General features: G+C 70.7%; 12 protein-coding genes, 1 tRNA gene and 1 pseudogene. 12 read left to right on the top strand and 2 right to left on the bottom strand.

Translation table 11 applies throughout. The features are described 5' to 3' along the window. Positions 1 to 3 precede the first annotated feature (3 nt). From AC3WLB_RS18555 to AC3WLB_RS18545, 3 genes and pseudogenes are all read left to right on the top strand, one after another. Complete coding sequence (locus tag AC3WLB_RS18555; protein WP_492508537.1) at positions 4 to 279, top strand: DUF4244 domain-containing protein; 276 nt, start codon at positions 4 to 6, stop codon at positions 277 to 279. After that, positions 257 to 628: a TadE/TadG family type IV pilus assembly protein gene (locus tag AC3WLB_RS18550; protein ID WP_492508535.1), complete on the top strand. Its 372-nt coding sequence runs from the start codon at positions 257 to 259 to the stop codon at positions 626 to 628. The genes AC3WLB_RS18555 and AC3WLB_RS18550 overlap by 23 nt, the downstream gene beginning before the upstream one ends. Further along, positions 523 to 939, top strand: a pseudogene (locus AC3WLB_RS18545) (Rv3654c family TadE-like protein); the annotation flags it as partial. The gene AC3WLB_RS18550 and the pseudogene AC3WLB_RS18545, both read left to right, overlap by 106 nt. A 123-nt stretch (positions 940 to 1,062) precedes the next feature. Here AC3WLB_RS18545 and AC3WLB_RS18540 read toward each other — a convergent pair. Then, the gene (locus AC3WLB_RS18540) at positions 1,063 to 1,308 is read right to left on the bottom strand and encodes a hypothetical protein (RefSeq protein ID WP_022897922.1); all 246 of its coding nucleotides are present in this window, start codon (positions 1,306 to 1,308) and stop codon (positions 1,063 to 1,065) included. A 162-nt stretch (positions 1,309 to 1,470) separates the two neighbouring features. Here AC3WLB_RS18540 and topA point away from each other — a divergent pair, with 162 nt between their 5' ends. The 9 genes from topA to AC3WLB_RS18495 all read left to right on the top strand — a co-directional run bounded on the left by topA (position 1,471) and on the right by AC3WLB_RS18495 (position 11,718). Then, complete coding sequence (gene topA / locus AC3WLB_RS18535) at positions 1,471 to 4,263, top strand: type I DNA topoisomerase (protein ID WP_492508533.1); 2,793 nt, start codon at positions 1,471 to 1,473, stop codon at positions 4,261 to 4,263. Continuing rightward, positions 4,260 to 4,892: a dTMP kinase gene (gene tmk, locus AC3WLB_RS18530; RefSeq protein WP_492508531.1), complete on the top strand. Its 633-nt coding sequence runs from the start codon at positions 4,260 to 4,262 to the stop codon at positions 4,890 to 4,892. The genes topA and tmk overlap by 4 nt, the downstream gene beginning before the upstream one ends. A gap of 9 nt (positions 4,893 to 4,901) precedes the next feature. Then, positions 4,902 to 6,131 carry a DNA polymerase III subunit delta' gene (locus tag AC3WLB_RS18525; RefSeq protein ID WP_492508529.1) on the top strand — a complete coding sequence of 410 codons (1,230 nt, stop codon included), beginning with the start codon at positions 4,902 to 4,904 and terminating at the stop codon, positions 6,129 to 6,131. Beyond that, positions 6,128 to 7,720: an alpha/beta hydrolase gene (locus AC3WLB_RS18520; RefSeq protein WP_492508527.1), complete on the top strand. Its 1,593-nt coding sequence runs from the start codon at positions 6,128 to 6,130 to the stop codon at positions 7,718 to 7,720. Before AC3WLB_RS18525 ends, AC3WLB_RS18520 begins: the two co-directional genes overlap by 4 nt. A gap of 3 nt (positions 7,721 to 7,723) precedes the next feature. Beyond that, positions 7,724 to 8,395 carry a TetR family transcriptional regulator gene (locus AC3WLB_RS18515; RefSeq protein ID WP_022898254.1) on the top strand — a complete coding sequence of 224 codons (672 nt, stop codon included), beginning with the start codon at positions 7,724 to 7,726 and terminating at the stop codon, positions 8,393 to 8,395. A gap of 69 nt (positions 8,396 to 8,464) precedes the next feature. Further along, positions 8,465 to 8,537 (top strand) — tRNA-Thr (locus AC3WLB_RS18510). Between the two features lie 71 nt (positions 8,538 to 8,608). Next, positions 8,609 to 9,592: a Gfo/Idh/MocA family protein gene (locus tag AC3WLB_RS18505; protein WP_492508524.1), complete on the top strand. Its 984-nt coding sequence runs from the start codon at positions 8,609 to 8,611 to the stop codon at positions 9,590 to 9,592. A 23-nt stretch (positions 9,593 to 9,615) separates the two neighbouring features. Then, complete coding sequence (gene dacB / locus AC3WLB_RS18500; RefSeq protein WP_492508522.1) at positions 9,616 to 11,073, top strand: D-alanyl-D-alanine carboxypeptidase/D-alanyl-D-alanine endopeptidase; 1,458 nt, start codon at positions 9,616 to 9,618, stop codon at positions 11,071 to 11,073. Positions 11,074 to 11,124: 51 nt separating this feature from the next. Then, positions 11,125 to 11,718, top strand: a complete 594-nt coding sequence (locus tag AC3WLB_RS18495; RefSeq protein WP_492508520.1) for an isochorismatase family protein — start codon at positions 11,125 to 11,127, stop codon at positions 11,716 to 11,718. On the opposite strand, the gene AC3WLB_RS18490 is transcribed toward AC3WLB_RS18495, so the two are convergent. Further along, positions 11,693 to 12,593, bottom strand: a 901-nt coding sequence (locus AC3WLB_RS18490; protein WP_492508518.1) for a helix-turn-helix domain-containing protein, incomplete at its 5' end; no start/stop codon positions are given. The genes AC3WLB_RS18495 and AC3WLB_RS18490 overlap by 26 nt on opposite strands.

Raw genomic sequence — 12,593 nt, 5'->3', positions numbered from 1 at the left:
ACCATGAACACAACAACACACGCCGCCGCTCAGCTCCCTGACCGGTGGGGAGGCGGGCCGGCCTTCGGCCGGCGCGCTGCCACCGTCCGCCGCGCCGCCGCCGTCCGCCGCGCTGCCGCCGTCCTCGGCGACGAGTCCGGAGCAGCCACCGCGGAGTACGCCATCGCCACCCTCGCGGCTGTCGGATTCGCTGGCTTGCTCGTCGTCGTGCTGCGGGGCGACGACATCAAGGGCATGCTGACCGACATCATCCACCATGCCTTGTCGATCTCGATCTGAACGATGGCGAGACGAGTCCGGTTCGGTCACCGCGGAGTTCGCGATGATCTTCCCCGCGATCGCGGTCGTGCTCGCCCTGGGGGTGGGGGTGTGTCAGCTCGGAGCCGTGCAGGTGCGTCTGACGGATGCAGCGGCCGACGCCGCCCGGCTGATCGGCCGGGGCGACTCCGCTGCGGCCGCGACGCGGGTCAGCGAGGCGCAGCCGGGAGCGCGGCTGAGCGTGGAGCACCTCGGGCTGGTGGTGTGCGTGACGGCGTGGGCCGACGCCTCGGTCGGCGTTCTCGGTACGGCGCTTCCGTTCGCAGGGCGAGGGTGCGCTCTCGACGACACGACGGCGCCGGCGACGTGACGCTCCGGCGCGGGTCGCTGCCGGTCTCGGCGCGGAAGCCGGGGCTCGCGAACGAGACTGGGAGCGGCGGCATCGCCGGTATCGCGGTCCTCGGCGTCCTGTGCGCTCTGCTCGTCGGCATCGCACCGATCGGCGGCGCGCTCGCCACCCGTCAGCAGCTGCAAGGGGCGGCCGACGCCGCGGCGCTCGCCGCCGCCGACACCGCGTCGGGCAGGGTACCGGGCACACCCTGCGAGGTGGCGGCGAGCGTGGCGGCTGCCGACGGGGCCACGGTCAGCTCGTGCGAGGTCGACGCCGAGGGCGTGGCGACCGTGCGCGTCACGGCGACCGCACTCGGCCTCGGTGTTGCCGCGACTGCGCGCGCGGGTCCGCCGACCGCATTCGGCATCGAGATCGACGCGACCGCGCGCGGGTCCGCCGACCGCACTCGGCGGTCAGCCGACGATGGCCTCCACGTAGCGGTAGTCGACCGCGCTCGGGCGTTCGGTCTCGCCGAACTCGAGGCCCGACGAGCGACGGTACAGGTACTTCTTCGAGCCTGCGGCCACCGGGATGGTCAACTGCGGCTGCGGTTCGCCGGAGCCCGTGAAGTCGGTGCGGATCGTCTTACCCTCGAGCGGCCCGTCGGTGAACTTCGCCGTGTAGCTCTCCGTGCCGCGGGAATCGTCGGTCGTCGCCATTGTGCCCAGCTCCTCTCCATCGAGTGCCACGAGACGTGGTCACGACCATTGTCCCCCCTTACGCTGCAGGCGCAATGGGGGCCCTGATTAGGCTCACCCCGGGAGGGTATGTGTATGGTGTGCCTGACGACCAATCGTCTGACATATATATAAGGAGAACAGTTGTCCAGCCCGAGAAAGCTCGTCATCGTCGAGTCGCCGACGAAGGTGAAGTCGATCGCCCAATACCTGGGTGACGGCTTCGACGTGATGGCATCGGTCGGGCACATCCGCGACCTCGTCGAACCCAAGAACCTGCCCGCCGAACTCAAGAAGGGCTCGCTCGGCAAGTTCTCCGTCGATGTCGAGAACAAGTTCGAGCCCTATTACGTGGTCTCCGACGCGAAGAAGAAGACCGTCGCCGAACTCAAGAAGGCACTCGCCGGCGCCGACGAACTCTATCTCGCCACTGATGAAGACCGCGAAGGCGAAGCCATCGCGTGGCACCTGCTGCAGGTGCTGAAGCCGAAGGTGCCCGTGCACCGCATGGTCTTCCACGAGATCACCCGTGAGGCCATCGAGGCCGCCCGCGACAACACCCGGCAGATCGACGACGCCCTGGTCGACGCGCAGGAGACCCGGCGCATCCTCGACCGTCTCTACGGCTACGAGGTCAGCCCGGTGCTGTGGCGCAAGGTCGGCCCGGGCCTGTCGGCCGGCCGCGTGCAATCCGCCGCCACCCGCCTCGTGGTCGACCGCGAGCGCGAGCGCCTGGCCTTCACCTCCGCGAACTACTGGGATCTCACCGCGCAGCTCGCTCCGAGCGCAGCGGCCCCCGAGACCGACGCGTTCGAAGCCCGCCTGGTGCGATTGAACGGTGAGCGGGTCGCCTCCGGTCGTGACTTCGACGAGAAGGGTGCTCTGAAGAGCAAGGCGATCGCGCTCGCCGAGCCCGCGGCCACCGCCCTGAAGGACGCGCTCGCGGCCGACGGCGTCGCCATCGCGGTCACCAACCTCGAGTCCAAGCCCTACACGCGCCGCCCCGCCGCCCCGTTCACCACCTCGACTCTGCAGCAGGAGGCGTCGCGCAAGCTCCGCTTCTCGGCGCGGCAGACGATGAGCGTGGCACAGTCGCTCTACGAGAACGGCTACATCACCTACATGCGCACCGACTCGCCCTCGCTCTCGCAGCAGGCGATCACTGCGGCGCGCGCGCAGGCCACGAAGCTCTACGGCGCCGACACCATCCCCGACAAGCCGCGCCTCTACACCGGCAAGGGCAAGAACGCCCAGGAGGCGCACGAGGCGATCCGCCCCGCCGGCGAAGTCTTCAAGACCCCCGCCGAGGTGTCGTCGGCGCTCCGTGGCAACGACTTCAAGCTCTACGAACTGATCTGGAAGCGCACGGTCGCCTCCCAGATGGCGGATGCGCGCGGGTCGACCGCCTCGGTCACCATCAGCGCCGGGCCGGTCACCGTCCCCGAGCTGGGCGGCCAGACGACGGCGGAGTTCTCCGCATCCGGAACCGTCATCACCTTCCGTGGCTTCCTGCACGCCTACGAGGAGGGCCGCGACGAGGAGCGCAACGCCTCCAGCGAGCAGGCGGATGCGAAGCTTCCGCCGCTCAAGGAAGGTCAGGTGCTGGCCGCCGTCGCGATCGACGCCGCCGGCCACGACACCACGCCGCCGCCGCGTTACACCGAGGCCAGCCTGGTGAAGGCGCTCGACGAGCTCGGCATCGGCCGGCCGTCGACCTACGCGAGCATCATCTCCACCATCATCGATCGCGGCTACGTCACCCCCCGCGGCCAGGCTCTCGTGCCGAGCTGGACGGCGTTCTCGGTCGTGCGCCTGCTCGAGGACTTCTTCTCGGACCTCGTCGACTACGACTTCACCGCCGCGCTCGAGGCCGATCTCGACAAGATCGCCGACGGCGAAGAAGACCGCGTCGACTGGCTGAACGGCTTCTACTTCGGCAGCGACGGCCACCCCGGCCTCCGCAATGTCATCGACAACCTCGGTGACATCGATGCCCGTGCCGTGAACTCGGTGGCGATCACCGACGACATCACCCTGCGCATCGGCAAGTACGGCCCTTACCTCGAGGTGCTCGACCCGTCGGGCGACCTCGATGCGCCGCCCCGTCGCGTGAACCTCCCGCAGGACCTCGCGCCCGACGAGCTCACGCCCGAGAAGGCCCGCGAACTCGTCGACGCACCGGTCGTGACCGATCGCGTCATCGGCATCAACCCGGAGAACGGCAAAGAGATCGTGGCGAAGGACGGCCGCTTCGGCCCGTACGTCACCGAGCTCGACCCGGTCGTGCCCGAGAGCGCGCCCGCCGCGGCGCAGACGGATGCGTCCGCTGCTGCACCCGACGCCGGCACCGCCAAGAAGGCTCCGGCGAAGAAAGCGCCGGCGAAGAAGTCGGCGGCCGCGGTGAAGCCCCGCACCGCGTCCCTGTTCAAGTCGATGGATCTCGCGACCATCGACCTCGACACAGCCTTGCGCCTGCTCAACCTCCCCCGCACGGTGGGCGAAGACCCGGAGACCGGCGAGCCGATCACCGCCCAGGGCGGCAAGTTCGGCCCCTACCTCAAGAAGGGCACCGACACCCGGTCGCTCGAGAACGAAGACCTCATCTTCGAGATCGACCTGCCCGGTGCCCTCGAGCTCTTCGCCCAGCCGAAGTACGGCGCGCGCCGGGCATCTTCGGCGCTGAAGGAGTTCGACGCCGACCCGGTGAGCGGCAAGCCGATCAAGGTGAAGGACGGCCGGTTCGGCCCGTACGTCACCGACGGGGTGACCAACGCCACCATCCCGCGCGGCGAGACGGTCGAGGAGATCGACTTCGACCGTGCCGTGCAGTTGCTGGCCGACAAGCGTGCCAAGGGGCCGGCGAAGCCCCGCGCCGGTGCCGCGAAGAAGCCCGCTGCCCGCAAAGCGCCCGCACGGAAGGCCGCCCCGAAGAAGTGACCGGCGTGTTCATCACGCTGGAAGGCGGAGACGGCTCCGGCAAGTCGACCCAGGCCGAGTTGCTCGAAGCGTGGCTCACCGAGCGCGGCAGCACGGTGGTGCGCACCCGCGAACCCGGCGGAACGGAGTTCGGCGTGGAGGTGCGGGAGATCGTGCTGCACAGCCGCGGCCACATCTCGCCGCGCGCCGAGGCCCTGCTCTACGCCGCCGATCGGGCGCAGCACATCGCCACGAAGGTGCGCCCGGCCCTCGAGCGCGGCGAGGTGGTCGTGCAAGACCGCTACCTCGACTCCTCCGTCGCTTACCAGGGGGCGGGTCGCGTGCTCGACGCGACCGAGGTGCGCGAGCTCTCCCTCTGGGCGGCCGAAGGTCTGCTGCCCGACGTCACGATCCTGCTCGACCTCGACGAAGACGTCGCGCGAGCCCGACTCGACGGCGCGAACAAGCGCTTCGATCGCCTCGAGGCCGAGAAGGGCGAGTTCCACGCCCGCGTGCGGGCAGCGTTCCTCGAGCTCGCCGAGGCAGAGCCCGAACGTTTCCTCGTGGTCGACGCGGCGCGTCCGGCCGCGGAGATCGCCGAGGTCATCCGCGCGAGGGTCGAAGAGCTCCTTGTCAGACGCTCCCAGTAGATTGACATCATGACCGTCTGGGACGACCTCACGGGCCAAGCGGCCGCCATCGAGGTGTTCCGTGCCGCCGCGGAGAGCTCCGCGGCACCCACGACGAGCGCCGTGCCCGCGGCCACGGGCGATGCCGGGCCGGTGGCCGCCGCGCCCGACTCGATGACGCATTCCTGGCTCATCACCGGCCCGCCCGGCTCGGGCCGCTCCAATCTCGCCTACGCCTTCGCCTCGGCGCTGCTGTGTCGCGACGGCGGATGCGGTCACTGCGCCGACTGCCGCCAGGTCGCCGCCCGCACGCACCCCGACCTGGCCATCCTCGCCACCGACCGCGTGGTCATCACCATCGACGAGGTGCGCCGCCTGGTCTCGGCCTCGCAGTTCTCGCCGAGCGTCGCGCGCTACCGGGTGGTCGTGATCGAAGACGCCGACCGCATGGCGGAGCGCACCTCGAACGTGCTGCTCAAGGCGCTCGAAGAGCCGCCCGAGCGCACCGTCTGGATTCTCTGCGCCCCCAGCGAAGCCGACCTCCTGCCCACGATCCGGTCGCGCGTGCGCTCGGTACGGCTGCGCGTGCCGTCGACGAGCGACGTCGCCGCCCTGCTCGTCAAACGGGACGGCGTCGACGCCGAGACCGCCGAGCGTGCCGCCCGGGAGTCGCAGAGCCACATCGGCATGGCGCACCGCCTCGCCACGAACGATGAGGCGCGGGCCCGCCGCGCCGACACCATCGAACTCGCCCTCTCCGTCAGCACGGTCGGCGACGCCGTGCGCGGCGCCGCGACCCTGCTCGAGATCGCCGGCGCCGACGCCCAGGCCATCACCGAAGAACGCGACGCCGAGGAGCGTGCCGCAGCCCTGCGGTCGCTCGGTGTCGAGCCGGGTCAAGCCATCCCGCCCGCCCTGCGCTCGCAGATCAAGGCGCTCGAAGACGACCAGAAGCGCCGGGCCACCCGGAGCCTGCGCGACGGCATCGACCGCATCCTCACCGACCTGCTCTCGCTCTACCGCGACATCGTGCTGCTGCAGCTGGGCGCGCGGGTCGAGCTCGTCAACGAGGCGATCTCGGCCGAGGTGCGCCGGCGCGCGGAGGATAACGATTCGTCATCGACCCTCGCCGCGATGGACGCGATCGCCGACGCGCGACGCAGGATTGCCGCTAACGTGGCTCCGGCCCTCGCGCTCGAAGCCATGCTGATCACGCTCGCCGAGGCGGGCCGCTCCGCATCACGAAAGGTTGCCCCGTGAGCCGACCACCCCGCATCCGCCCCCGAACGTACGCCCGTCGCGGGCTCGCCGTGCTCAGCATCGTCACGGCCGCGGTTCTCGCCCTCTCCGGGTGCGCCACCTGGTTCACCGGGCCGTACAACGGCTTCTCCGGGCAGACGACGGCCGCGCCCGAGACCTCGTCGCCGACCGGGGAGGATGTGCCGGCCGGCCTCGAGAAGTTCTACGGTCAGGTGCTCGACTGGGAGTCGTGCGGCAACGGCTTCCTCTGCGCCACCGCGACCGCGCCGCTCGACTGGTCGAATCCCGGCGGCGACACGATCTCGCTGGCGCTCATCAAGAAGCCGGCCTCGGGCGGCACCAAGCTCGGCAGCCTGTTCGTGAACCCGGGCGGCCCCGGTGGCTCCGCCTTCGACTTCGTGCAGCAGTCGGCCGACTTCGCCGCGCATCCGTCGTTGCAGCAGAGCTACGACCTCATCGGGTACGACCCGCGCGGCACCGGGCACTCGGATGCGGTGCACTGCCTCACCGACAAGGAGCGCGACGCCTACCTCTACGACATCATCCCCGGTGAGCGCGGCTCGCAGGAGTGGATCGCCGCGTACACCGCCGCGGCCAAGGACTTCGCCGACAAGTGCGCCCAGAACACCGGGCCGCTGCTCGAGTTCATCGACACCGACAGCACGACCCGCGACCTCGACATGCTGCGCGCCGTGGTCGGCGACCAGAAGCTCAACTACCTCGGCTATTCGTACGGCACCTTCCTCGGCGCCGAGTACGCCGGCAACTTCCCCGAGAAGGTCGGCCGCATGGTGCTCGACGGGGCGGAAGACCCGACCTCGAGCGGCTTCGACATCACCATCTCCCAGGCCGCCGGCTTCGAGAACGCGCTGAAGTCGTACCTGCAGGCGTGCGTCAGCGGCTCGGACTGCTGGTTCGACGGCAACGCCGACCAGGCGCTCGCCAAGGTGCAGCAGCTGCTCGCCCAGGTGGAGAAGAGTTCGCTGCGTTCGAGCGACGGCCGCGAGCTCGGCGCCTCCAACCTGCTGACCGCCATCTTCTACCCGCTGTACAGCCAGGAGAACTGGCCGTACCTCGACCAGCTGTTCAGCTCGGTCGAAGACGGTCAGGCGGATTTCGCGTTCCAGCTGGCAGATCAATACAACAGCCGAAACTCTGACGGCAGCTACGCCGACAACCTGATCGAGTCGTTCAACGCCATCTCCTGCGCCGACTACCCGGCGGTCACCGATCCGGCGGTCATCGCCCAGCAGAACGACGAGCTCGTCAAGGCGTCGCCGACCGTGGGCCCGTACTGGACCTACGGTGACATCACCTGCGCGCAGTGGCCCTACCCGAGTCGCAGGGTGCCGGCGCCGGTCACCGCGGCAGGGTCGGCGCCCATTCTCGTCGTCGGCACCACGGGCGACCCGGCCACCCCGTACAAGTGGGCCGAGGCGCTCGCGTCGCAGCTCGAGAACGGGCACCTCGTGACCTTCCAGGGCGAGGGGCACACCGCCTACAACTCCTCCCGCTGCGTGGCGGATGCGGTGGATGCCTACTTCCTCGACGGAACAGTGCCCGCGAGCGACCCGAACTGCGACAATTGATGCATGAGCATCGATAACCGGTCGAGGCCGCACACCGAAGAGATCGGCCTGCGCGAGCGGAAGCGGAGGGCGACGCGACGCGCCATCCAGGTGGCCGTGCTGAGGCTCACCGCCGAACGCGGCCTCGACCAGGTGACCGTCGAGGGCATCTCCAACGACGCCGGGGTGTCGCCGCGCACCTTCTTCAACTACTTCCCCTCGAAGGAGGCCTCGCTGGCGGGCGACGCGCCGTTCGCGCTCACCGACGACGTGGCGGAGGATTTCGAGAACGCCGGCCCCGACGGTGATCCGCTCGAAGACCTGATGGTCATCATGGCCGCTCAGGCAGCCGAAGACGGCGGCGTCGACCCCGAGCTGCACGAGCTACGTCGTGCGCTGATGACCCAGTACCCGCAGCTGTTCGCGCTCAAGGTCGACCGCATGCGGGAGTTCGAGGCGGAAGTCTGCGCATCCGTCGCCCGCCGGCTCGAGAACGATGCGGTCAAGCGCGGCGACCCCGTCGATCCCGCCGACGTGGCCGAACGGTCGCGCATGATCGGTCTGCTCTCGCTCACGCTGGCGCGAGCGGCCTGGGTGAGCTGGGCCGAGCATCCCGACACCGCCTCGTTGCCCGAGCTCGTGATGCGGTCGTACGAGCGGATGCGCGAGGTCGCCGGGGTGCGCGAGCGCGTCTGAGCTGTCCGCGAAGCCCACGCGGATCGGCTATGCTTTGTTGCTGTGCCGCGCGCGATTCGTGCCGGCCAGGCCGCCTTAGCTCAGTCGGCAGAGCGATTCACTCGTAATGAATAGGTCCCGGGTTCGATTCCCGGAGGCGGCCCTCGCATGAGACCAGAAGCCCGGAATCCCCGGGCTTCTGTCGTCTCAGGCGCCGATCGAGAGGAAGAGTCGATGTCGCAGCCTGTTCGTTGGGGAATCCTGGGCACCGGGTGGATCGCCGAGACCTTCGTGACCGACCTGCTCGCGGTGGGCCTCACCGTCAGCGCCGTCGGCTCGCGCAGCCAGGAGTCGGCGGATGCGTTCGCCCAGCGCTTCGGCATTCCCCGCGCCCACGCGAGTTACGAGACGCTGGCCGCCGACCCCGAGGTCGACGCGATCTACATCGCCACCCCGCACCCGCTGCACGCCGAGAACGCCCTGCTCGCCATCGGCGCCGGCAAGCACGTGCTGGTCGAGAAGCCGTTCACGCTGAACGGCGACGAGGCGCAGCGGGTGGCTGACGCCGCCGCCGAGGCCGGGGTCGCCGTGCTCGAGGCGATGTGGACCCGCTTCCTGCCCCACATGGCGCGCCTGCGCGAGATCATCGCCGCCGGCACCCTGGGCGATGTGCGCACGGTCATCGCCGACCACGATCAGAAGCTCCCCGCCGACCCGAAGCACCGCATCAACAACCCCGACCTCGGCGGCGGCTCGATGCTCGACCTCGCCGTCTACCCGATCTCGTTCGCGGTCGATCTGCTCGGTGTGCCGACGACGGTCATCGCCAACGCGACCATGACCGAGACCGGCGTCGACCGTCAGACCGCCCTCATCTTCGAGCACGAGGGCGGCCGCCAGTCGATGTCGCACAGCGCCCTCGACGCTCCCGGGCCGGTGAAGGCCGCGGTGATCGGCACCGAGGGCTGGGTCGAGATCGACCGCTGGTGGTACAACCCGACGAGCTTCACGGTGTACGACGCGACCGGCATCGTGGTCGAGCGCTTCGAGCAGGAGGTCACCTCGCGCGGCATGCAGTTCCAGGCCTTCGAGCTCGAGCGCCTGATCGGCGCGGGCGAGACGGAGAGCCCCCTGCTGCCGCTCGCCGAGACGGTGGCCATCATGCGCACGATGGACGAGGCGCGCCGCCAGATCGGGCTCCGCTACCCCGGCGAGTGACGGGGCGCCACCCGGCGGGTACCATGGCTGAGGTGTCTGGAGCAGGGGTGTCGACCGGCGGTCTCTGGGCCCGCGTGCGCCGTCATCCGCGCGCCTGGGCGGCCGCTGCGGGTGCCGCAGCGGTGCTCGTGCTCGGCGGCGGGGCGTTCGCCGCGGGCGCCGCCATCGCCTCGACCGGCCAGGAGCCTGCGCCCGTAGCTGCCGCGACGAGCGTCACAGCCACCCCCACCGCGACGGCCACCCCGACCCCCACCCCCGACCCGCGTGCCCAACCGGCCGCGGCTCCCGGCCCCGCCCTCCTCCGCACCTGCTCGGTCGCCGACCTCGCCGCCGACCCACGGCTCGGCACCTTCCTCGGCGCGGTGCGCAACGCCGCCACCGGCGAGGTGCTCTTCGACCGCGGGGCCGCCACCTTCGCGCGCACCGCGAGCGTCATGAAGGTGCTGACGAGCGCCGCCGCTCTCGCCGTGCTCGGGCCCGACTACCGCGTGCCCACCACCGTGGTGAAGGGCGCCGAGCCCGGCCAGGTCGTGCTCGTCGGTGGCGGCGACATCACGCTCGCGAGCGGCGGTTCGAACATCTACGTCGACTCGGCGAGCATGCTCGACCTGGCCGACCAGGTGAACGCAGCCTGGGCCGCCGACCCCACGACCGCGGGCACTCCCATCAGCTCCATCGTGCTCGACGCCAGCGTGTTCTCCGGCGATCGTTGGCAGCCGTCCTGGAACCGCAAGGAGCAGGCCGACGGCTACTCCTCCGAGGTGACCGGCCTCCAGGTCGACGGCGACCGCGCCGAACCCGGCGCCAACGTCAGCACCCGCAGCGACAACGCGGTGCTCCGCGCCGGCCAGGCGCTCGCCCTCGCGCTCGACGCCCCGAACGCCGCGCCGGCCGAGGGGCTCGCCGCCCCGGGCGCGGCGGTGCTCGGCCAGGTGCTCTCGGCACCCGTCTCCACCATGATCCCGGATGCGCTGCAGCGCTCCGACAACACCGAGGCCGAGATGCTCGCCCGGCTGGTGGCGGTGCAGCTCGGCGTGGGCAACGACTTCGCCGCGCTGCAGACCGCCATCCCGCAGGCCCTCGCCACCTACGGTCTGGACACGAGTGGCCTCACCATCGTCGACGGATCGGGCCTCAGCGACGACAACGGCGTCTCGCCGGCCTTTCTCACCCAGCTGTTCGTGAAGATCAACGCCCGCGAGGGCAACCTCGGCGTGATCTACGACGGGCTGCCGGTCGCGGGGCAGAGCGGCACCCTGGTCGGGCGCTTCGGCGGGTCGCCCGCGGCCGGCAACGTCATCGCCAAGACCGGCTGGATCGACACCGGATACACGCTGTCGGGCATCGTGAACGCCGCCGACGGCACCGTGCTCACCTTCGCCTTCTTCGCCCTCGACGACGTCGACGACAGCGCGAAGACCGCGATCGACGCCCTCACCACCGGCGTCTACGAGTGCGGCAACGGCCTCTCCAACAACTGAGGCGGCGGAGGCGCCCGCCCCGCCTGCCCGTGCCGAGCGTAGAATCGAGGCATGTCCAGGGCGCTGTTCATCATCGACGTGCAGAACGACTTCATCGAGGGCGGCGCGCTCGGCGTCGAGGGCGGCACCGCGGTCGCGAACGGCATCTCGGCGCTGCTGGCCGCGCATCCGGATGCCTACGATCTCGTCATCGCCTCCCGCGACTGGCACGACCCCGACAACGACAACGGCGGCCACTTCGCCACCACCGACGAGCCGAACTACTACTCGACCTGGCCGGTGCACTGCGTGGCCGGCACCTTCGGCGCCGAATACCACGACGAGCTCACCACCGAGGCCATCGACTACCACGTGCGCAAGGGGCAGGGGCAACCGGCCTACTCGATCTACGAGGGAATCACCGAGGAGGGCGGCTCGGTGCACCAGCTGCTCGACGCCAACGGGATCACCGACATCGACGTCGCCGGGCTCGCCACCGACTACTGCGTGCGCGCCTCGGCGCTCGACGCCATCGAGCACGGACGGCACGTGCGCATCCTCACCGATCTCGTGGCCGGGGTGAGCCCCGAGGTGTCGCGCTCCGCCATCGCCGAACTGGCCCACGCCGGGGCCGACCTCATCACCTCCGACCTGGTCGAGCGCTGACCGGCGGGGCGGCTGCGGTGAGCAGCGCCCACAGTTCCGCCCGGCCGGCGAAGGCCTCCACATCGAGGTCGAGCAGCGTTCCGAGTGCCGCGATGCGAGCCTTGAGGCTGTGGCGGTGGAGGCCGAGCTCGCGGGCCGCCGGTTCCCAGAGCCCGTTGTGCTGCAGCCACACCGTGGCCTGGGCGAGCAGCTCTTCGCCGTCGGGCCGGGCGAGCACGGGGTGCAGGCGCACGCGCGCGGCCTGGGCCACCGCATCCGCGTCGAAAAGGCCGAGAAAGCTGCGCGCGCGCAACTCTCCGAAATCCCCGATCTCTCCGGCGCCTGCGGCGTCGAGGGCGCGGGCCGACTGAGCGACCCCGGCCTCGAGCGCGGCCCAGCCGATCACGTCGGAGACGCCCGCCCGGGCATTGCGGGCGGTGAGCATCCCGCGCACCGGCTCCCAGTGCCGCTCGTCGACCAGCAGTACCAGCCGCTCGGCGCGCTGGGCGAGGAACAGGCCGCTGCCGGGGGTGAAGGCGCGGCGCTCGAGCTGGTCGACAAGGCCGGGCGACACGTCGGGTGCGGCAGGGAGCGAGAGCACGCGCATCCGTTCGCCTGGCAGCGACACGGGGATCGACTCGGTCGCGCGGCGCACCACTGCCTGCTGCCCGTCGAGCAGCAGCTCGAACAGCTGCGTCGCGAGCGAGCGCAGGCTCGTGCGCACCACCTGGCCCTGCTCGAGCGAGACCTCGGCGAGAGCGGTGAGGGTGGTGAGCACCGAGAGGTCGGTGCGGTCGAACGGCCGCGGCCGCCGAGCCACCAGCACGCCCCGGATGCGGCCGGTGCCGCCGAGCGTCTGCGCGATGGCGTGGTCGTCGTCGCCGTCGGTGTCGGCC

The organism is Herbiconiux sp. FW305-C-125, from assembly GCF_058783455.1.
Note: the sequence above shows the minus strand (reverse complement) of the source record. Positions and strands in the feature narration are given on the sequence as shown.